The organism is Alishewanella sp. HL-SH05 (assembly GCF_052655985.1).
In genome coordinates, this window is the sequence record NZ_CP199753.1 from 2,613,195 (window position 1) to 2,634,950 (window position 21,756).

At 47.3% G+C, this 21,756-nt stretch carries 19 protein-coding genes and 1 pseudogene; 7 read left to right on the forward strand and 13 right to left on the reverse strand.

Features of this window, described 5'->3' with window-relative positions; all coding sequences use genetic code 11:
• Positions 1–29 precede the first annotated feature (29 nt).
• The 5 genes from ACUJFL_RS11955 to ACUJFL_RS11975 are packed head-to-tail and all read right to left on the reverse strand — an operon-like array spanning position 30 to position 4,765.
• Complete coding sequence (locus ACUJFL_RS11955) at positions 30–752, reverse strand: YdcF family protein (RefSeq protein WP_445427602.1); 723 nt, start codon at positions 750–752, stop codon at positions 30–32.
• Positions 736–2,058 (reverse strand): O-antigen ligase family protein, encoded by a 1,323-nt coding sequence (locus tag ACUJFL_RS11960; protein ID WP_445427603.1) that lies wholly within the window; start codon positions 2,056–2,058, stop codon positions 736–738. Before ACUJFL_RS11960 ends, ACUJFL_RS11955 begins: the two co-directional genes overlap by 17 nt.
• Positions 2,058–2,951: a glycosyltransferase gene (locus ACUJFL_RS11965; RefSeq protein ID WP_226750083.1), complete on the reverse strand. Its 894-nt coding sequence runs from the start codon at positions 2,949–2,951 to the stop codon at positions 2,058–2,060. Before ACUJFL_RS11965 ends, ACUJFL_RS11960 begins: the two co-directional genes overlap by 1 nt.
• A gap of 10 nt (positions 2,952–2,961) precedes the next feature.
• The gene (locus tag ACUJFL_RS11970; RefSeq protein WP_226750084.1) at positions 2,962–3,708 is read right to left on the reverse strand and encodes a WecB/TagA/CpsF family glycosyltransferase; all 747 of its coding nucleotides are present in this window, start codon (positions 3,706–3,708) and stop codon (positions 2,962–2,964) included.
• A gap of 1 nt (position 3,709) precedes the next feature.
• Positions 3,710–4,765, reverse strand: coding sequence for a glycosyltransferase family 4 protein (locus tag ACUJFL_RS11975; RefSeq protein WP_226750085.1), 1,056 nt, complete (start codon positions 4,763–4,765; stop codon positions 3,710–3,712).
• Between the two features lie 209 nt (positions 4,766–4,974).
• Here ACUJFL_RS11975 and wecA point away from each other — a divergent pair, with 209 nt between their 5' ends.
• From wecA to ACUJFL_RS11990, 3 genes are read left to right on the forward strand one after another with little or no spacing between them, the layout of a single operon-like run.
• Positions 4,975–6,036 (forward strand): UDP-N-acetylglucosamine--undecaprenyl-phosphate N-acetylglucosaminephosphotransferase, encoded by a 1,062-nt coding sequence (gene wecA / locus ACUJFL_RS11980; RefSeq protein ID WP_226750086.1) that lies wholly within the window; start codon positions 4,975–4,977, stop codon positions 6,034–6,036.
• On the forward strand, positions 6,033–7,373 hold the full coding sequence (locus tag ACUJFL_RS11985) for a flippase (protein ID WP_445427604.1): 1,341 nt from the start codon (positions 6,033–6,035) through the stop codon (positions 7,371–7,373). Before wecA ends, ACUJFL_RS11985 begins: the two co-directional genes overlap by 4 nt.
• Positions 7,366–8,529, forward strand: a complete 1,164-nt coding sequence (locus tag ACUJFL_RS11990) for a polysaccharide pyruvyl transferase family protein (protein WP_445427605.1) — start codon at positions 7,366–7,368, stop codon at positions 8,527–8,529. The genes ACUJFL_RS11985 and ACUJFL_RS11990 overlap by 8 nt, the downstream gene beginning before the upstream one ends.
• 106 nt (positions 8,530–8,635) lie before the next feature.
• On the opposite strand, the gene ACUJFL_RS11995 is transcribed toward ACUJFL_RS11990, so the two are convergent.
• The 8 genes from ACUJFL_RS11995 to ACUJFL_RS12030 form a co-directional block, all read right to left on the reverse strand.
• Complete coding sequence (locus ACUJFL_RS11995) at positions 8,636–8,932, reverse strand: DUF6482 family protein (RefSeq protein WP_226750089.1); 297 nt, start codon at positions 8,930–8,932, stop codon at positions 8,636–8,638.
• 118 nt (positions 8,933–9,050) lie between these two features.
• The gene (locus tag ACUJFL_RS12000) at positions 9,051–9,488 is read right to left on the reverse strand and encodes a nuclear transport factor 2 family protein (protein WP_226750090.1); all 438 of its coding nucleotides are present in this window, start codon (positions 9,486–9,488) and stop codon (positions 9,051–9,053) included.
• 165 nt (positions 9,489–9,653) lie between these two features.
• Positions 9,654–10,412 (reverse strand): SDR family oxidoreductase, encoded by a 759-nt coding sequence (locus tag ACUJFL_RS12005; RefSeq protein ID WP_445429085.1) that lies wholly within the window; start codon positions 10,410–10,412, stop codon positions 9,654–9,656.
• 460 nt (positions 10,413–10,872) lie between these two features.
• Complete coding sequence (gene mmsB / locus ACUJFL_RS12010; protein WP_445427606.1) at positions 10,873–11,769, reverse strand: 3-hydroxyisobutyrate dehydrogenase; 897 nt, start codon at positions 11,767–11,769, stop codon at positions 10,873–10,875.
• 3 nt (positions 11,770–11,772) lie between these two features.
• Entirely contained in the window at positions 11,773–12,927 is a 1,155-nt protein-coding gene (locus ACUJFL_RS12015; RefSeq protein WP_229584280.1) for an enoyl-CoA hydratase/isomerase family protein, read from the reverse strand.
• Positions 12,928–13,020: 93 nt separating this feature from the next.
• The gene (locus tag ACUJFL_RS12020; RefSeq protein ID WP_445427607.1) at positions 13,021–14,178 is read right to left on the reverse strand and encodes an acyl-CoA dehydrogenase family protein; all 1,158 of its coding nucleotides are present in this window, start codon (positions 14,176–14,178) and stop codon (positions 13,021–13,023) included.
• 106 nt (positions 14,179–14,284) lie between these two features.
• Positions 14,285–15,781, reverse strand: coding sequence for a CoA-acylating methylmalonate-semialdehyde dehydrogenase (locus ACUJFL_RS12025; protein ID WP_445424962.1), 1,497 nt, complete (start codon positions 15,779–15,781; stop codon positions 14,285–14,287).
• A 134-nt stretch (positions 15,782–15,915) separates the two neighbouring features.
• Positions 15,916–17,100, reverse strand: coding sequence for an acetyl-CoA C-acyltransferase (locus tag ACUJFL_RS12030; RefSeq protein WP_445427608.1), 1,185 nt, complete (start codon positions 17,098–17,100; stop codon positions 15,916–15,918).
• A gap of 266 nt (positions 17,101–17,366) precedes the next feature.
• Here ACUJFL_RS12030 and ACUJFL_RS12035 point away from each other — a divergent pair.
• From ACUJFL_RS12035 to ACUJFL_RS12050, 4 genes and pseudogenes are all read left to right on the forward strand, one after another.
• Positions 17,367–17,770: pseudogene (locus ACUJFL_RS12035) on the forward strand (MerR family transcriptional regulator).
• Positions 17,771–17,817: 47 nt separating this feature from the next.
• Positions 17,818–18,987, forward strand: a complete 1,170-nt coding sequence (locus ACUJFL_RS12040) for an isovaleryl-CoA dehydrogenase (protein ID WP_226750098.1) — start codon at positions 17,818–17,820, stop codon at positions 18,985–18,987.
• Positions 18,988–19,176: 189 nt separating this feature from the next.
• The gene (locus ACUJFL_RS12045; protein ID WP_445429086.1) at positions 19,177–20,775 is read left to right on the forward strand and encodes a carboxyl transferase domain-containing protein; all 1,599 of its coding nucleotides are present in this window, start codon (positions 19,177–19,179) and stop codon (positions 20,773–20,775) included.
• A 162-nt stretch (positions 20,776–20,937) separates the two neighbouring features.
• Positions 20,938–21,756: an enoyl-CoA hydratase/isomerase family protein gene (locus ACUJFL_RS12050; protein ID WP_445427609.1), complete on the forward strand. Its 819-nt coding sequence runs from the start codon at positions 20,938–20,940 to the stop codon at positions 21,754–21,756.

Genomic DNA, 21,756 nt, shown 5'->3' on the forward strand with positions numbered 1-21,756 from the left:
TGCCGAGAGTCTGCTCAGTCTGATGTTATTTAGTCAGACACCACGCCAGTCACTTCTTTGCCGGCCACGCGATACACTGCATAACTGGCGAACTCGGCCATTAGCTTACTGTACAAATCTAAATTACTTAAGTTGACCGTCAGCAGGCAGTTTAAACTGCAATTAACCGGGCGAAACGTTTGCGAGCGCACCACTCCTACACTGGCTGATAATTGATATTCTTTAATTAACTGTCGCACCCGCCAGCTATGAAAATCACTGGTGATAAAGCGAATAGCGTGTTGTGGGTTTAAACGCTTAGCAAGGGCTTGAAACTCTTGATAAGTATTTTCACCCGCATCAAAACAATCGATAGCGCCATGCCTTACCGTCTGTTGTAGCGCAGCTAAATAAGGCTCGCAATAACGGGTTGTGATAACCACGGCCAGGGGCGCCGCTTGGGGTAATAGGGCAATTTCACTGTTTAATTGTTGAATACGCGCTGCTGCACAGGCTGGTATCTGCTCGGCTGAGCCACCACAGCCTAACATCACAAATAAATCAGGCGTTCGCCCTGATACACTGGATGCTGAAACGACAGCTTGCTGTTGATACCATTGCCGTACCTGATTAGCCACAAAGGTATTACCAATTAAATAATAAAATAGCAACAAGCACCACAAGCCTTTTTTTCGATAGGCGATACAAGCGAATAACAACCCATATAGCAGCATATTATGCGGATAAATTAGCGGCTCAAGCAGATCTTTCATCAGCGGCTCCCGTTTCGGTCTGTAAAAGCGTTAATGCCAAGGCTCGCGGCAATGCTTGCTGTGCCAGTAAGGCGGCATTAATCAACGCCCAAGGCAGCCATAACATGCCTGAGGTCAGGACATGTCCGGCGAGTAACGCGACCAATAATAACAGGCTATTTAACAGTAACACCGGCCCCGCTGCTGAAGCTTTTTTCAAGGCGCCGGCACTTAAACCAAACACGCGCCAAAAAGATAAGGCGAATAATAAGCCTCCGGCTAAACCGTAAAACAACAGCAGATCGAATAAATCTAATTCGATAAAGTATTTTTTCAAATGCAGACGCAAGCCACCTTGGCCGACACCAAATAATTGTAACCACTCAGGGTAACGCTCGGCGACCAGGGTGAAATTACGCTGTAAATAATAATCGCGGGAGGACAAAATAATGCCCATAATACCCCGCTGTTGATAAGCAAATTGCAGCTTGTCGTAAATTCCTACCCATTGCAGGACACTGCTTAAATTCCATAGCAGTAGCATCAATAAACCTAAAATGATGGCGCTTAGCCCCAACAGCCATTGCCGTTTCGCGTAAAAATAAGCGCGTGGCGTTAATAAAATGGGGATCAGTAGCACTAACAGCAGCACACCAAACAAACCGGTTTTCGTTAGCAATAACGCGGCTATCGACAGTGCCGCTAAACTGAGCAAGGGATAGAACCAGCGCAGCGCTTGCCAACTGCGAACTAACAACCAACAGCTGAGCACCAGTAACAAACCTGACAACTCATTGGTTGAAATAAAGAAACCTTTTACGCCAAGAAATGGCTGCGCCACTTCATCCATCGGCTGATAGGCCGTGCCACCGTACCCGGCTAACCCCAGCAGGCTATTAACAAACAACAGCAGAAAGCTGGCAGCAAACACACCGTCTAGCCAGCGTAAAAAAGCCTGGGGTTGCTGGCGAGCCAATTCAGAAAAATAAGCCAGTGCCACTAATAGCGCTGCTGATTTACTGATTAATTGCAGATCGGCCAAGCCATAGTGATGGCCTGTTAGCCATAAAACATATAAAGGCCCGGGTAACATCAGCAGCATTAACGACAAGGGCCAGTACAAGGCTTGGCGATTTAACTGCCAACCACGGTAAATTAACAGCAACAATAGCAGCAGTTTAATACTGGCCGAGAAACCAAAACTGCTCCCAAAGGTATGCCACAACAGGCCATTACCCCAATCGATAAATACCAGCAACGAGGCGAGCAACACCAGAAGCTTATCAAGCGGCGTGGCGATACTGAGGTAATGTCGGATGCTTGACATTATTTTTTAAATAATCCACTTAAGCCTTTGCTCAGCAATCGCATCCGCAATTGACTTAAACCGGCTAATTTATGTTTTAAATAGTAACGCCACTTCACTTTAACCAAGCCATATCGGCACAGGCTTAAAAATTCTGTGAACCGCAGCACATGATGCTGCATCGTCAGCCGATAAAACATCTGATTTTGTAAGTTACGCTCACTCATTAAAGAGCGATGCTTCGCTACAAACTGCTGATGAGCATCTAGGCGTTTCGGTGAATTGGTAATACGGCCTTGCTCATGCCCTACATGCACGCGATAACTGGCTTCCGCCAAACGCAGTGCAGGGCCATAGGCCGCGACCACTCGCACCCACATATCGTAATCTTGAAACGCCGCCAAGCTAACATCGAAACCGCCTAATTGCAGCATGCGTTCACGTTTAACTAAGGCTTGGTTCGATAAAGTGTGTAAATCCAGTAAATTGGACAAATTCACGGTTTGTCTTTGCGCAAATAGGGTTTTAGTAAAGCTACCGTAATCCCACAAATAGGCCGAACACACACAGCTATAACGATCATCATAAGCGGCATAAAGTTGGCTTAGACGCTGTGGTAAAAACTCGTCATCGTCATCCAAGCCCGTGACAAACTCACCGTTAGCCACTTCAATGGCTCTATTGCGCGCGGCACAAGCCCCCTGCCCCTCGGTTTGCCGTAAAATTCGAACACGTACATCGGATGCATAACGTTCGGATAACACCGCAAAGGTGTCATCTTTGGAGGCGTCATCGACCACAATAAGCTCGATGTTAGGATACGTTTGGGCTAACACCGAATCGATAGCGCGACACGCCATCTGCGCACGATTGTAAGTCGGCATATATACACTGATTAATGGCCATTGCGACATAGTGCTTCCCTTAAATTTTACCCAGTCCATACCACCAAAGGTATCGGAATAAACGAAGTTGACGGCCAATGCGACTGGGCTGCGCTAATAACCGATACGCCCACTCTAAATTTAATTTACACCACAAGGCCGGTGCACGTTTCACATTACCGGTATACACATCATAAGTGCCACCGACTCCCATATAAAAACAGTGAGGATGGGCAGCTTGAATACGCTGGATCAATAACTCTTGCTTGGGCGATCCCATGGCAACGCTGACAATTTTCGCATCGGCGTGTTTAATGGCAGCGATAAGCGCGGCTTCATCTTTGAAATAGCCATCAATAGCACCGACCACGTTTACACCCTCAGCCAGTAACTTGGCTTGTGTTTGCGTTAATACCTCGGGCTTGGCCCCAACTAAGAACACCGGTACTTGTTGTTTTGCCGCACGTGACATCAGTTGTTGCCAAAGCTCACAGCCAGGGATCCGTTCAACATGACGACCTAACCGACGACGCATCACTTTCACCACGCCGATACCATCCGCATAACGAATATCCGCTTGCTCGATAACCGACATAATGGCCGAATTTTCCATCGCAGTTAATACTTTTTCGGGGTTAATGGCAATGGCAGAACCGGCGTAGCTCTCGCCCTGCTCAGGTAAAATAAACTGCAGCAGATGCGTCATATCTTTAAAGGCTGACACCTTAACCGGGCCAACCTTGACTTCAGCAATGGCCTCCGTCAAATCCTGTTCTGTACCACTCATGCTAAAGTTCCTGATAAAGTTGGGTTAACTGATGTATCACTTCGGGTAACAACACCTGCTCTGCTTGTTGGCGACCCGCTTGCTGCATTGCACGATATTCTGGCTCGTCTAACATTAACAGCGCCTTTATGGCTAAAACCAATTGCTGACAGAGTTGCGCTTCTGCTTGTTGCTGTGAAACGCGATAACCGGTTACCCCCGATGTTATTTGCGCTTTAGCGCCATCCGTATCGGTAGCCACCACTGGCGTATAACAAGCCATTGCCTCTGCCATCACTAAACCAAAAGATTCATTACGCGATAAGCTGATAAAACAGCGGGCACGTTGATAAAGTTTGACTAAAGCCGCAGCATCTTGAGCACCTAATAAACGCACATTGGGGTAATCTGCAACCGCCTGTTCTAGCTGACGTTGCCATGGCCCGGTGCCGGCAATCACGATGTGCAGTTCTCTCAACGCGGGCAACATAGCCAATAGCCTGTCCATGCCTTTATTTCGATCTAAAGCCCCGACATACAGCAGATCAATGTCTTTTTCGGTACGCGTTTGAAAACGCGCGGCAGCATAGCGACTCTGGATACCCGCTGACAAGATCCGTTGTGGCTTGGCTTGAAAATAAAACTGTTCACTTAATGCTTGGCTGGTAAAAATCCAAGCCTGCACCTGTTTTGCACACCAACGGTAAAGCTTACCGGGCGGTTGATAATGGTAAATATCACTGCCATGACAGGTCACCACAATCTTAACCTGCCGATTACGCAAGCCTCTATATAACAATGCTAGCCAAATCGTCGGATAAAAAAAGTGCACATGAATAAGGTCATAACGCTGACGGCTCAACATATATCGCCACAGAAAATCCAAAAAGAAAACCGGATATTTCAATAACCTGTTCAGCCAAGAGTCACTATGCCAGCGCATATAATGATAAGCAGAAGGATGGCCTTGTGCCTCAAGTTCATCTACTTGTGCTCGCACAAACTGGCCTTGAAAAGGCGCAGACGCTTTCGGGCCCATATTGGTGATCACAAGCAGTTTTTTAGTGGCAACTAACACAACGATGAATGCTCCTTAAAGCCAACCGTTTAGTGCTAAAAAAACGGGGCGGGGTCAGGGTTATACAAGCGAGAATAAACAAAATTTTTAACTATTACGTAAAGCCAGTCGTTTATTCTGTCACTAAGCATTATTATTACAACAAGTTTCAGCTGACGCCTGGCTGAATAATTCTGCGGTTTAACAAAATTGAGAAAAATTAGTCGGTTATGAAATCCCAGTTACTGTTAATGAGTTCAGCTTTAGGCTGTTGCCTGTTAGCCATTATTTTATTGTACCCGCTGTCACAACGCGTAGGCTTAGTGGATATTCCTCGGGGTCGTAAACAGCATCAAGGTGCCGTTCCGCTAATTGGTGGTTTATCGGTGTTTTGTGGTTTAGCCGTGGCCTTGGGCTTATTCGCCCCTTCTGAACTGGAACCTATCTATTATTTGTTATTAGCCGGTGCCTTGGTGATCTTGGGTGCCTTTGACGATTACCTCGATCTCAGTGTCAAACTGCGCCTTGCCGTGCAATTAGCCATTGGCCTTGGCATGGTGTTCGCGCTTGATTTACACCTGAATAGCTTGGGCAATATTTTCGGCTTAGGCGAAGTGACCTTAGGCCCACTGGGCATCCCTATCACCTTGATAGCGGTTATTGCCGCAATCAACGCCTTTAATATGACCGACGGTATTGACGGCCTTGCCGGTATGCTCAGTTTGGTTAGCTTTGTGGTCATTGCCGGCTTTATGTTGCTCTGGGGCCAACAAGAATATGCCTTGCTACCGTTAACCTTAATTTGTGCGCTACTGCCCTATTTAGCCTTTAACCTGCAATTGGTTCCGGGTAAAAAAATCTTTATGGGTGATGCCGGCAGTATGCTGATTGGTTTATCTGTTATTTGGTTATTACTGATTGGCACCCAAAGTGAGACAGCCAGTTTTCGCCCAGTTACCGCGTTATGGCTAATTGCTATTCCGCTAATGGATATGGCGGCGATTATGTTGCGACGCATTCGCAAAGGCCAATCGCCATTTCAAGCCGATCGCGAGCATTTGCATCATATTTCATTACGCTTAGGTTTAAATTCGCGAGAAGCCCTCACTTTAATCGTCGCGTTATCGTGTATCTTTGCTTGTATTGGCGTAATTGGTGAGTATTTGATGGTGCCCGAACCCGTAATGTTACTGCTGTTTGCCGCTGCCTTTGCCGGCTATATTTTGCTACTGCAAAATGTCTGGCGTATTGTTTCGACCTTGCGCCGCCGTGCCGCCGGAGCCCGTAAATGAAGATCATTAAAAAGTTATTGATGGCACGGGCTACCGCCATGCTCGGCGACAAATTAGTTAAATTAGCCGCTGGCGCCATCTTAACCGTCTTTGTGGCACGGATGCTCGGTGCGGCCGAGTTAGGTATTTATTCTATCGTTATGGCGTGGAGTGCGTTTTTAGTACCCCTAACCAGCATGGGCTTAAATAACCTTGTGGTTAGGCAAATGACCAAGCTATCAAGCGGTCAAGAAGCCATGACGATGTTGTATACCGCAGTGAGTATTCGTTTAACACTTGGCCTGATAGGCGGTGGTGTTTTACTCGGCTTGTTTTATTTGCTGAACCCAGAACTGTTTAGTGGTCATCTTAACTATGCCATCCCACTGTTATTTATGCTGCAGGCCTTTTTTGGCTTTTTATTGTTTGAGTTTTACCTAAATTACCAAGGCACCTTTCGCAGTCCAGCCTATGCTAAATCGGTTATCTCGCTGCTCAGTTTCGCCGTTAAGCTGCTGTTGTTACTGCAAGGCTTTGGCATCGCCAGCTTATTGTTAATGACGGCTATCGAGTTTTTATTGGTCGGCTTAACCCAATATCTGCTATATCTACGTAAACACCAACCTTTTAAAGAAGAAACCCAGCGTTGGCAGCATTACCATCCGCGCCATTTTAGCTTCGCTCAAGCCAAAGTGCTGCTCAAGCGCTCCGCCTGGTTATGGTTATCTGGCATTGTTTCGGTCATTTATCTGAAAATCGATATTGTGATGCTTGGCAGTATCGCCGGCGCAGAGCAAGCCGGTATCTATGCCGCCGCCAGTCGACTTTCTGAATTATGGTATATCTTCCCTGCCACCTTAGCGGTGCGCTATTACCCTGATATGCTAAAAGCCTTTGAAAAAGGCTGGAACGGCTATTTATTAAAACTGCGCCGCTTCGCGCTAATGTTTTTTTCTGCAGCCTTAGCTATCGCCCTGGTGATGACGCTTTGTGCCGAATGGTTAATTTTATTACTGTTTGGCGAAGCCTTTAACGATGCCGTTACTGTGTTACGCATCCATATCTGGGCCGGCTGTTTTATTTTCGTACGCTACCTGATTGGCCAACACTTAGTAATCACCGAGCAAGAACCGCTATCGCTGTTTAGCCATGGTATGGGTGCGCTGATTAATGTCGGCTTAAATCTTTGGTGGATCCCACAATACGGCATCGTTGGTGCAGCTTGGGCTACCTTGATTTCTTATGCTTACGCCTCTTTTTTCTTCTTATTTTTTGCAAAAAGTACCCGCACGCAATTCTGGCAATTGCTACGAGTAAAACGCGCATCCTTGACTGATAATGGAACAATGAATGACTAAACCTTATTTTATCGAAATTAAAGGCGTGCAATTTCGCAACAAAGGCGCCTATTTGATGCTGCTCGCCTGCCTGCAAGGCTTAAAAGCGAAAGACAAAGCCTTTGAATTGGTGTTATCACCCGGGCCGAATTTGCCCTACCCCGAGCGAGCACGCCACGGTGCTTGGCAAAAATTGGCGTTTCGACGCAAAGGTATTGATTTAACTGGTCTGCTTGGCAAGCTGCCTGGCGGACTGCGTAATTTATTTAAACGCTATGGCATGCTCACCGAGCGCGATGTCGATTTGGTGTTAGAAGCCAGCGGCTTTGCCTATGGTGATCAATGGCCGCTAACCTTTTTACAAAATACCGCAAAAGAAGTGGTGCGCTTTGGCCAAGCAGGCAAGCCATTTATCTTTATGCCACAAGCCTTTGGCCCCTTTACTTCCAAAGAAAGTAAAGCGGCTATGCGCGATATTATCCATCATGCCCGGCTGATTTTTGTGCGTGACCCCGTGTCCTTAAAGCACTTACAAAGCTGTGTTGAGGTGTTACCCGAGCACGTCGTGCTTACCCCTGATTTCACCGTAGGCTTAAGCCCTATCGGCAATCAAGAGTTACCTGAGTTAGATATGCCTTTTGCGGCCTTGATCCCTAACTCTAAGGTCGTGTCAAAATACAATCATGCCAATGCTGAAGCGATGCGCCAGCAATATGTGATGGCTTTTGCTGCCGCAGCGGATTACTTAACGGTGCTTGGCATTCAGCCCGTGCTGGTTAATCACGAAGGTAAAGAAGACGCCGAGTTATGTGCTGAAATTGCCGCCTTATCACCCTGTGGCTTAGTACAAATTGAGGACCCTCTTGCCGTTAAAGCCTTTATCGGAAAAGCCGAGTTAGCCATCAGCTCGCGCTTTCATGGCGCAGTCAATGCACTAAGCCAAGGTGTGCCTTGTATCGCGACCAGTTGGAGCCATAAATATCACGCCATGATGAGTGATTTTGGTATGGGCAAGTTTTGTGTCGAAGAGTTGACTGAAGACAACCTGCTGCGCAGCGTCGCCGAATTAATTGAACAAAAAGAAGCACTCACCAAAGAAGTGGCCTTAAAAGCCACGAGTTTAAAGCAGCAGAACAAGCTGATGTGGCAACGTTTGTATCGGGCGATTGGCTGGTAAGCTTGCCTCTAAGTGTCTGTTTAGCCGAATGAGCTCACGCAGACTAACAACGAACGGGCGGGTCAGAAAACTGACCCGCCCGTTTTCACAAAAACAGTGCTCACGTTTAAACGAACAAAGCGAGCTTCAAGGTGTTATCTACTTTTTCTGGGCCACCGCACATTTCATCATAAGCAGATTTGTGAACTAACCAAGCCTGTTTAACCGTGCAATCGCTGAGCGACTTTTTAACCTGTTCGACACTATGAAAATGTTGTGGTTGATTTTGCTCATCAACAATGAAGCCTTTACGGCCGTCAAAGTCAGCCTCAACCAAATAAAGGCCCATTTCATAAGAGTGTACGGTTAACTCATCAATGCGTACGTCTTGATGGTTCAAATGGGTAAGGCGATGATGTGGCATAGCAGTAACTCCAAGCTGTGAACGTTAAGGGGATTACCTAACTAGAGTTTGTCGAAAGAATGTACGACTTAACCTTAAGATCGGATCTTCACCTCGTCCAGCAGGCGTTTACTAACACTTAATTAATGCTCGGCTCACTCAATTTAGTGGCCTGCCAGTTGACCACTTGCCACTGTCCGTTGCGCTTGACCAAAGTACCACTATTTAAAAAACGCAATGTTTCTGTTGCTGATTTTCCTACCAAAACAAAAGCCACCACAGCAGTATCGCCATACTGCATAATTTGCAAATCTTCACGACCATAACGCATGCTCACTTCCGCAGCAGGGATCTCGCCACGGCTATTTACGCCTTGCATTAACTGCGCTTTACCAAAACGGGTACCCGCAGAACTGGTGTAAATCAGCTCTTCTGCCCAAAAGGCATTATGTATCATGGGATCATTTCGGCTCGCCCCATCTAAAAAGGTGTCCAACATGTTCGTAAGGACGCGTTGTTCATCCGCCCATACGGCGCTAGGCAGCGCTAATAACAAACAAAAAAATAAGCTTTTCATCGGTCAGATCCTCTAAAGATAAGGGTTATCACAGGTTAAGGCGCCAAAGCGGCCATAGTGTCTTGAGCGTTTTGCGCAAGCCCCGCTAAAGCCTGCAACACGACCTTTAGGGCGAAGCTCAAGGCTTCACCAATAGCAAACATGAGCACAAGCGCCTAACCCGCTTTACATACTGATGCCACCATCTATTTCTACCACACGACCGGTAAAAAAATCATTCTCAAAAATGTACTTAGCGGTATGGGCCACTTCACTGGCCTCACCTAGCCGGCCAACCGGTTTCATTTTCTCTAAACGATCACGTGCTTCTGGCTTCATGGCATCTGTCATCGCCGTACGAATAACACCCGGCGCAATGGCGCCAACCCGAATACCGTAACGCCCTAACTCACGTGCCCAGGTCACGGTCATTGCCACAACACCGGCTTTAGATGCTGCATAGTTGGTTTGGCCCATGTTACCGCCACGCGCGACACTCGACATATTGATAATAACGCCTTTGTTGCCACGCTTCACCATTGCTGCTGCCGCTTCGCGGCCACATAAAAATACGCCTGTCAGGTTAACATCAATCACCGATTGAAATTGTGCCAACGGCATCTTGCTGGTGATTTCGCCATCTTTGAATTTCAATAACAATCCATCACGCAGTATCCCGGCGTTGTTAATCAAACCATCGATACCGTTAAAATCACTGTCGATTTGGCTGAAAGTCGCCTCAACTTCGTCTTCAGCGGCTACGTTAGCTTGGTATACGTGCACCGTGGTTTGTGCCGAGAGTTCGGCTTTTGCAGCAGCCAATTGCTCGGTATTCATATCAATTAACGCCAGCTTGGCGCCTTCACTAGCACACATCCGCGCCATCTCTAAACCCAGGCCTTGAGCGCCGCCCGTGATCACGATGGTTTTGTCTTTAAGATTCATTTTATTACCTTTGATTGTAATATTTTGTTCAATAAGATGATGGTCGTTGCGTACTTTTTTATCGGACACGCCGTAAATACCTCCCTGTAGACTCCTCTTTTTCATCCATGAAAAAGACGGTCCGCTAAAAAAGTAGCTTCACTCTTTTAGCCGTAGATAAAGCAAGGCCGCTACACAAACCAAGTCAGCCGTTACGGATGTACTTTTTTCTGCAACCGTTGTAGGCCATGGATGGCCGAAAAGGAGCCCCAGGGATGGTTCATGGCGTGTTGCAGAAAAAACGTACGCAGTAACAGCATCAACTAATACTGCTCTTTATAAAACGGTCGACCGCTAGTTTTAGTCAAATTTAAAACTTGTTCAGGACGTACTTGGCGCTATCGCACAAGCCCCCTCAAACAAAAAAATCAAACTATTTAACTAATCAACTAATCAACTAATCAACTAATCAACTAATCAACTAATTAGCATCTGACTTTTTAAATGACGTAAAAATACTCGAAAAATCTAATTTACCGTAACCAGCTTGCTGATGACTCACATACAAATCACGTACCAAACTGCCTAATGGCGTTTTACTTGCGCTTTGCTCTGCCGCTTCCATCGCCAAGCCTAAGTCTTTCGCCATCAAGTCGACCATAAAGCCACCTTGATAATGATTGCTTGAAGGAACCGTATCAATCACACCTGGGCAGGGATTGTATAACTCTAGCGTCCAGTTACGACCTGAACTTTTCAGCATGATTTCAGAAAGCACTTTGGGATCTAAACCATTGGCAATGCCCATCTGCAAGGCTTCAGAAGTACCCGCCATCAAAATGCTTAACAGCATATTGTTACAGATCTTCGCAACCTGTCCGGCGCCAACATCACCGGCATGAAACAGGTTTTTACCCATGTTCGCTAACACCGTTTTCGCTCGCTCATAATCGGCTGCAGTACCACCGATGATAAAGGTTAAGGTACCGGCTTTAGCTCCACCTACGCCACCCGATACGGGCGCATCAATAAAGGCAATCCCTTGCTCACCCAACCCGGCACCGACTTTACGCGCACTTTCAGCATCAATTGTCGAGCAATCAATCACTAAAGCCGATTGACTAATATTGCCCGCGATGCCCTGCTCGCCTAAATATAAACCTACAACATGCTTACCCGCAGGCAGCATAGAAATGACAAACTCTGCACCTAACACCGCCTCAGCGGCCGATGCCGCAACCGCAGCACCTTCTGCTTGCACTTGTGCCAGTGCTGCAGCTGATAAATCAAAAGCCGTAACCTGATGACCTGCTTTCAGCAAATTGAGTGCCATCGGGCCACCCATATTACCTAAACCAATAAATGCCACTTTTGCCATGTTCTAATATCCTTGTTGTTGTTTACCCAATTGTGCGAGGGGATGTGCGGCTTCTGGCCATGGCGAACGAAACAGTTCTGCGACCACTTCCACCGGCACGGCTGCCACGTCGGGATATAACCACTTAGGTTGTAAGTCTTTATCAATTAATAAAGCTCTCACACCTTCTTGAAATTCGCCTAACTTGCCACATTGCACACTTAAGCCCAGTTCCAAACGGAAACTGTCGGCCAGTATTTTTGTTTGACCCAGCTGTAATAAACGAAACACAATATGAGCGGTGATCGGGCTGCCATAGCTCAGCGACGCTTTGGCTTTAGTCAGCCATTTATCTTCACCTGGCATCGCCATAATACTATTGACCACCTCGGCTAAGGTCGCTGCTTGGGCTAAAGCCGCGATAGGCTCTTGATGCACACGGATCTGGCTAAGTGGCATTTGTGTGCGACAACCTTGTTCTTGCACCCGCAGTGCATCAGACAGCTTCTGGTGGTTTAACGACACCGTATCACCCCAGTTAATACTGCAAAGCTTTTGCACTAACTCGGCTTTTTGCTCATGGCAAATAAATACATCCGCTAAACCAATAAATCGCGCATCTGCGGCATTAATGGATGCACCGGTTAAACCTAAAAATAAACCACAGCCTGCCGGCATTCGATTTAAAAACCAGCTAGCGCCAACATCAGGATATAAACCGATGGCCATTTCCGGCATGGCAATACGACTGCTCGCGGTCACGATACGATGCGAAGCGCCCGCCATCAGGCCTAAACCACCGCCCATGACGATGCCATTACCCCACACTAACACGGGCTTGCCAAAGGTATGGATCAAATAATCGAGGGTGTATTCTTTGCAGAAGAAATCAGCAACATAAGGTTGAAATTGGCCCGGGGCATCCTGCATAGCTTGATACAAATCGCGAATATCGCCACCCGCACAAAAAGCTTTATCACCCGCGCCTTGCAACATCACCATAGCAACGGTTGGATCAGCTTGCCATGCTTGCAATTGTGGCAGTAAGGATTCAACCATCGGCAAGCTTAAGGCATTAAGTGATTTTTCTGAGTTGAGTGTCGCCACGCCAATCAGCTTTCCATTGGCTGCTTGCAACTCCTGATAAAGCACTACACTACTGTCAGTATTTACCAGCATAAACATTCCTTAAAAGTGTACAGTAACGCTGAGTGTAAGCCCTGTGTGTGACATAACATGGCATAAGCTCAGCGTTACCGTGATTTTTTATCGTTATAAGATATCGCCTGCCGCTTCATCTAATAAACGCCGGCCGATAATCAGCCGCATAATTTCGTTCGTACCTTCTAAGATCTGATGTACGCGGACATCACGGAAATGCCGCTCAAGAGGATACTCTTTGATGTAACCGTAACCACCATGCAGTTGCAGTGCTTGATCACACACTTGGAAACCGACATCGGTGGCAAAACGTTTGGCCATCGCACAATAAGCGGTGGCTTCACTGTCTTGCTGATCTAATTTAAAGGCTGCTAAGCGCACCAGTTGCCGAGCCGCTACCAGTTCAGTGGCCATATCGGCCAGTTTAAACTGCAGCGCTTGAAACGCCGCTAAAGGCTTACCAAATTGCTGACGCTCTAACATATAATTACGCGCGGTATTCATCGCTTGTTGCGCTGTACCGATAGAGCAGGTCGCAATATTAATGCGGCCGCCGTCTAAGCCTTTCATAGCAAAAGAAAAACCTTCGCCTTCATTGCCTAATAAATTGTGCGCAGGAATACGCACATCTTCAAAAGTAATTAAGCGTGTAGGCTGTGCATTCCAGCCCATTTTCTCTTCGGCTTTACCGTAAATCACGCCTTTGGCATCGGCAGGTACAATAAAGGCTGAAATCCCTTTAGGCCCAGCTTCTCCGGTACGTGCCATCACCACTAATACTTCGGTTTCACCCGCGCCCGAGATAAACATTTTTGAGCCATTGAGCACATAATGATCACCGTCTTTCTTCGCGCTGGTACGCAAACCTGCAGCATCAGAGCCTGAGCCCGGTTCAGTTAAGCAATAAGACGCTAGCTTTTGTCCGGTCACGAGCGACTCAACCCACTCACTTTTCGAGGTTGCCGTGCCCCAAGTTGCAATCATCCAGGTCGCCATGTTGTGAATAGTCAACATGGCCGTGGTCGCAGTACAGCCCATGGCCAGTTGCTCAAAAATAATCGACGAATCTAAGCGTGATAACCCCATACCGCCATCTTCTTCTGCGGTATACAGCGAACAAAATCCCAGTTCACCCGCTTTTTGGATCACGGCTTTTGGAAAGAAATGATCACGATCCCACTGTGCTGCATGTGGGGCTAATTCTTGCTCAGCAAACTGCTTAGCCACATCAACAAAGGCTTGTTGATCTTCGGTTAAATTAAAATTCATAGAGATTTCCTGTACTGTTCTAAGCAAAACGGACGACGGCGCAGCTGCAAATTTTTAATGGTTTTGTCTTCGCTGTCACCGTCGCCACGTTCGCCCCTGTCAACTCTTAACGTAAATTAATCGACATATTCGGGCCGGCTACCGGAATATCGTCATCGAACCAACGCGCCGTAATGGTTTTAGTCTCAGTGTAGAAGCGCACAGCTTGTTTACCATAAGCATGTTGATCGCCGTAGAACGAGCCTTTCCATCCGGTAAAGGAGAAAAAAGGTAGCGGTACTGGGATAGGAATATTAATACCCACCTGACCCACTTCTACGTTGTGCTGATACTTCCGAGCAGCGGCCCCACTGGCGGTGAAGATTGACGTGCCGTTACCAAAAGGACTGTCGTTAACGACTTTTAACGCCTCTTCTAACGAATCTACCGTCATGGTAGATAACACCGGCCCAAAGATTTCTTGCTTGTAGATTTCCATCTCGGTGGTGACATTACTGAACACGGTAGGGCCAACCCAGTTACCGTTAGGGTAGCCATCGACCACGCAGTCAGAGCCATCTAACACGCAGGTCGCGCCTTCTTTTTTACCTTGCTCAATCAGTGATAGCACGCGAGCACGCGCTTGTGGGCTAATTTGTGGGCCGTAAGCCGCATTGGCATCGCTGTAATGCCCCGGACGCACTTTACCAATGGCCGCGGCCACCTCGGGAATCCACTCTGCCGCGGCACCGACAAATACGGCTACTGAAATCGCCATACAACGTTGTCCTGCCGCCCCCACAGAAGCGCCCACCAAGGCATTCACCACCTGTTGCTTATTGGCATCAGGCATAATCACCATATGGTTTTTCGCACCGGCAAAAGCTTGTACACGCTTCAGGTTGTCAGTACCCGTTTTATAGATGTATTGACCCACGTTAACCGAGCCGACAAACGAAATCGCCTTAATATCAGGGTGATGCAAAATGGCATCCACTTGCTCTTTTGCACCGTGTACTACCTGCAACACGCCTTTTGGCGCACCGGCTTTAACAAACAGCTCGGCAATTTTGTTCACCGTCATCGGATCTTGTTCAGACGGTTTTAAAATAAAGGTATTACCACAAGCAATCGCCATCGGGAACATCCACAGTGGGATCATCGCAGGAAAGTTAAATGGCGTGATGCCCGCGCAGACACCTAGCGGCTGAATATAGCTGTAGGTATCAATGCTACGTGCCACGTTTTCAACGGTTTCACCCATCATTAAAGAAGGGATATTCGCCGCTTGCTCTACCACTTCAATACCGCGCCAAACATCGCCTTTGGCATCTTCAACGGTTTTGCCTAACTCTTCACAAATGATCTCAGCAATTTCGCCCTGATGTTCTTTTAATAAATGCGCAAAGCGCATCATTAAACGAGCACGTTCAGAAACCGGTACTTCTTTCCATGTTTGAAAAGCCGCCTTAGCTGAAGCAATAGCGCGCGCCATTTCTTCGCTAGTGGCACAAGGCACTTGAGCAATCACCTGTTGCGTTGCAGGATTAGTCACTGCAATCAGTTTATCGCTCGTTGAGGTGACGAATTCGCCGTCGATAAAGTGTTTAACCTGTTGTGTCATGAAGCATCTCCCGATTGTTGGGCTATACCGACGGCATATTATCTATGTCGTTATTATTTGCCGTCGGTAAATATGAATGGTTTATTGTTGCGTTGGCCGGTATAAAACACTCGGCCCACGTAGCATTGCCTTTGTTACATCACTTCCACTGCAAGCGCGACGGCTTCACCGCCACCGATGCACAGTGAAGCAATACCTTTACTTAAACCGCGGTTACGCAAGGCGTGGATCAAGGTCACTAAAATACGTGCACCTGAAGCGCCAATCGGATGACCTAAGGCACAGGCACCACCGTTGACGTTAACTTTGTTATTATCTAAACCCAACTCATTAACAGCGAGCATCGTTACCATGGCAAAGGCTTCATTGATTTCCCACAGGTCAACCTCATCTTTTTGCCAACCGGTTTTTTTCAATAATTTTTGCATCGCACCAACGGGCGCAACCGTGAAATTTTCTGGTTCAATCGAGTGCGTGCTGTGTGCTACGACGCGTGCTAAAGGTTTAGCCCCTAAGGCTTTGGCATCGTCTAAACGCATTAATACCAAGGCAGCAGCACCATCAGAAATTGAACTAGAGTTTGCAGCCGTAATAGTACCGTCTTTGGCAAACGCCGGACGTAAAGTGGGGATTTTATCTAATTTGGCATTACCCGGTTGCTCATCGACGTTAAAGGTTATTTCGCCTTTACGCGTTTGAAAGGTGACCGGCGTAATTTCAGCAACAAAGGCGCCACTGCTAATGGCACTTTGCGCTCTGGTTAGAGATTGCACCGCAAAGGCGTCCATCTGCTCGCGATTAATTGCTTTGTCATTAGCCGTGTTTTGCGCGAAACAGCCCATGGCTTTACCGTCATAGGCGTTTTCTAAACCATCAAGCATCATATGGTCTTTCATTTCGCCGTGCCCCATACGGTAACCGCTACGCGCTTTGGGTAACAGGTAGGGCGCATTTGACATCGACTCCATGCCACCAGCGACCACAACATCGGCACTGCCCGCGTGTAATAAATCACTGGCTAACATCACGGCTTTTAAACCCGAGCCACACACCTTGTTAATGGTGGTTGCACCGGCACTTAGAGGTAAACCGGCTTTTAAAGTGGCTTGACGCGCCGGTGCCTGGCCTAAACCCGCGGGCAGCACATTGCCCATAATCACTTCGCTAATTCTCTCAGCAGCAATTCCTGCATCAGCCATTGCAGCTTTAATGGCCGCAGCACCTAACAGTGTAGCGTCAACCTCTGATAGACCGCCCATAAAGCCGCCCATGGCGGTACGTCTAGCAGCAACAATAACAACAGGGTTTTGCGGATTCATTCAGCTCTCCAAATCTTGGCGTTGACTTAAATAATGAAACAGAGCCTACACCAAATTTACGTTTACGCCAACGTCAACTTGTTAGCACTATGGTATTACCACAGATTTAAAGTGCAAAAATCTGTACAGCGAGTTGCGTTTTGTTGGCATAAAAACTTTACAAAGAGCACTATTAACCCACTCAAACAGTGATAGCTTATGGCTGATTGCTTTACCTTTACGTAAACTTCACTTATAGTTGCCAGCACTTAGTGAGAAGGCATGCCATGAAAGAAAAAGACGAGAAAACCTACAGTATCAGCGAGCTAGCACGGGAGTTTGACATTACGACCCGTAGCATTCGTTTTTACGAAGATCAGGGTTTGATAACGCCACAGCGCGCCGGCCAAACACGAATTTACAGCAAACGTGATCGCGTTCGCTTAAAGCTTATTTTGCGCGGCAAACGCCTGGGCTTTAGTTTAGCGGAAACCGGTCAGTTGTTTGAATTGTACGATGCCGACAAAAGCAGCGTAAAACAACTCAGCACCATGTTGACCTTAATTGAGCAAAAAAAGTCGAACTACACCAACAGATGGATGACATTAAAGTGGTGTTGATGGAGCTGGTTACCGTCGAAAAGCGCTGCCGAGAAACGCTTTCTGAAGCCAAACAACCAAAAAGTGCCTGAACCAATATGGTTTTGGGTGATAAGCCTAATACAGATGGGGATTTAACATGATTAGCAGTTACAAAGGCCTTAATTTCGATTTAGGCGAAACCGTCGACATGATCCGTGATCAAGTCAATGCGTTTGCGCGTGAAGAAATCGCACCGCGTGCCGCGGCAATCGACGAACAGAACGAATTTCCACATGACTTATGGCGTAAATTTGGTGATTTGGGTTTATTAGGCATTACCGTGGATGAAAAATACGGTGGCTCAGGCTTAGGCTATATTGAGCACGTTATTGCCATGGAGGAAATTAGCCGCGCCTCTGCCTCAGTGGCCCTGTCTTATGGTGCTCATTCAAATCTGTGTGTGAATCAAATTTCACGCAACGGCACTGAAGCTCAGAAAATGAAATACTTACCAAAACTGTGCTCGGGTGAGCATATCGGTGCCTTGGCCATGAGCGAACCAAATGCCGGCTCTGACGTAGTCAGCATGAAACTGCGCGCCGACAAGCAAGGTGATAAGTACATTTTAAACGGTAACAAAATGTGGATCACCAATGGTCCAGATGCCCATACCTATGTGATTTATGCCAAAACCGACGTGAATGCCGGTTCAAAGGGCATCACGGCTTTTATCGTGGAACGCGGTTTTAAAGGTTTTAGCCAAGCGCAAAAACTTGACAAGCTGGGCATGCGTGGTTCGAACACCTGTGAATTAGTCTTTGAAGATTGTGAAGTGCCTGCCGAAAATGTATTAGGCGAAGTTGGTCGTGGCGTACAAGTACTGATGAGCGGTTTGGATTACGAGCGCGTGGTATTAGCCGCCGGCCCGCTGGGTATTATGCAAGCCTGTATGGATGTGGTAGTGCCTTATATCCACGATCGTAAGCAATTCGGCCAATCTATTGGTGAATTCCAATTAGTACAAGGTAAGTTAGCCGACATGTATACCCGCATGAACGCGGCTCGCTCTTATGTCTACATGGTAACGAAAGCCTGTGATAGAGGCGAAACTACCCGTAAAGATGCTGCCGGCGTGATTTTATATGCCGCGGAATTAGCCACCCAAATGGCTTTAGACGCCATTCAATTACTTGGCGGTAATGGTTATATCAATGAATACCCTACCGGACGTTTGTTACGAGATGCCAAGTTGTATGAAATTGGTGCCGGTACCTCAGAAATCCGCCGCATGCTAATTGGCCGTGAACTCTTTACCGAATCTAACTAAGCTTTTAAGCCGAATTAACAGTGGCAGCGTTAGCTTCCACTGTTTTATTCGCAATCTAGGCAAGTGAAATTAACTAAGCGAAGCGCGCGACAGATTTAACGAAACGAGCGATTAAAAGTGAGTCTGCTAAGTTGTTCCGGTTCCGCTTTGTTTAACCCGCTCTAGTATAAGGTGACTTAAGTGACCAGAATTACGTCAAAAGTAAATCCTCGCGCCGAGGATTTCCAAAAAAATGCTGCGGCGATGCAAGCCGTGGTCGATGATCTGAATAGCACAGTACAAAAAATTAAACTCGGTGGTGGTGAAGCGTTGATCGCGCGGCATACCGCACGTGGCAAGCTGTTTGTGCGCGAGCGCATCCAAAAACTGCTTGACCCGGGCTCACCCTTTTTAGAAGTAGGCCAATTTGCCGGTTGGGAATGCTATGAAGACTACGTACCCTGTGCCGGAGTGGTTGCTGGTGTAGGTCGTGTCAGTGGTGTGGAGTGTATGATTGTCGCCAATGATGCTACCGTGAAGGGCGGTACTTACTACCCGCTAACGGTAAAAAAACATTTACGTGCGCAAGAAATTGCTGAGCGCTGCCACCTACCCTGTATTTATCTAGTCGACTCTGGCGGCGCTAACCTGCCACGCCAAGACGAAGTTTTCCCCGATAAACTGCACTTTGGGCGTATTTTCTTTAATCAAGCGAACATGTCAGCCAAAGGTATTCCGCAAATCGCGGTAGTCATGGGGCTTTGTACTGCAGGTGGCGCTTATGTGCCTGCCATGGCCGATGAAAGCATTATCGTTAAAGATCAAGGCACCATCTTTTTAGCCGGTCCACCATTGGTAAAAGCCGCCACCGGTGAAGAAGTCTCCGCCGAAGAGCTCGGCGGTGCCGATGTGCACTGTAAAATCTCCGGCGTGGCAGATCATTATGCTTTAAATGACGAACACGCCCTGCAACTTGCTCGTAATGCGGTATCCAGACTGAACCGCCCCGCACCTCAGCAAATGGATGTAAAAGCAGCGCAAGAGCCTTTATATGATGCTAAAGAGCTGTACGGCATTGTCGGTACCGACTTACGCAAACCGTTCGACGTGAAAGAAGTGATTGCTCGTATTGTCGACGGCTCAGATTTTGATGAATTTAAACAATATTACGGTGCTACCCTCGTTTGTGGTTTTGCGCGCATCTTCGGCTATCCCGTGGGCATTGTCGCCAATAACGGGATTTTATTCTCCGAATCGGCGCAAAAAGGCGCGCATTTTATTGAGCTTTGTGCCCAGCGCAAAATCCCACTGTTGTTTTTACAAAATATCACCGGTTTTATGGTGGGTAAAAAATACGAAGCCGAAGGTATTGCCAAACACGGTGCCAAAATGGTGATGGCGGTTAGCTGCGCCAAAGTGCCGAAATTTACCGTGTTAATTGGCGGCAGTTATGGCGCCGGTAACTACGGCATGTGCGGCAGGGCTTACGATCCTACCATGATGTGGATGTGGCCGAATGCGCGCATCTCGGTAATGGGCGGTGAGCAAGCCGCCGGTGTTATGGCCCAAGTGACTAAAGATGGCTTAGCACGCAAAGGTGAAACCTTAAGTGTTGACGCTGAAAAAGCCTTGAAACAACCCATTGTTGAACAATATGAAAAACAAGGCCATCCTTACTATGCCAGTGGTCGCTTATGGGATGATGGCATTATCGATCCGGCACAAACGCGAATGACCGTCGGTTTAGCTATAGCGGCCGCCTTAAACGCCCCAATTGAAGAAAGCCGTTTTGGTGTATTCAGAATGTAAGGTGTTACCGCAGCCAGTTTGCTTAATAGCGAGCTGGCTGCGCTGAAGTAGGTTAATCACAAAAGGTGTTTTATGTAGTAAGCAAACGCTTGCTGGCTTATCAAGCCATACCGGCAACCCCATTACTTTATAAGCAGAAAGTCTTAACTTTCGGAGATAAAAATGACCCAGGTATACACAGAAGTTAATATCGATACCCGTGGCGTAGCAACTTTAACGCTGAACCGCCCTGCTGTGCATAACGCTTTTGATGACGCGATGATCGCCGAATTAATTAATGTGATCAACGATCTCGCCAATAACGATGCTGTACGGATTATGGTACTTGCCGCCAATGGCAAAAACTTCTCTGCCGGTGCCGATTTGAATTGGATGCGCGCTATGGCGCAAAAAGATTACGATGAAAATCTGGGTGATGCCGCCGAATTAGCCACCTTAATGCATTTGCTCGATAAATTTCCAAAACCCACTATTGCTTTGGTTAACGGTGCAGCCTTTGGCGGCGCGGTTGGCTTAGTGGCTTGCTGTGATATTGCTATTGCCAGTGACAGCGCCACTTTCTGTTTAAGTGAAGTGCGCATCGGTTTAATGCCTGCCGTTATTAGCCCTTATGTGATGCGAGCATTGGGCGAGCGCGCCAGCCGTCGCTACTTTATCACTGCAGAGCGCTTCAACGCCGCTACCGCACTGCAACTGGGTTTATTACATGTTGTGGTAAGTAGCGATGACATGCAGGCCTGCTGTGAAGGTTTTATTACTCAACTGCTGCAAAATAGCCCAGCGGCGATACGTGCGGCTAAAACCTTGTTGCAAAACATCTACAACCGAAAAATTAGCAACAATGTTATTGCTCATACCCAGCAAGCGATTGCCGATATCCGCGTATCTGACGAAGGCCAAGAAGGCTTAAGCGCATTTTTAGACAAACGTACCCCAGCTTGGCAAAACGCAGTAACCACCGATGATAAGGCAGGGAAATAA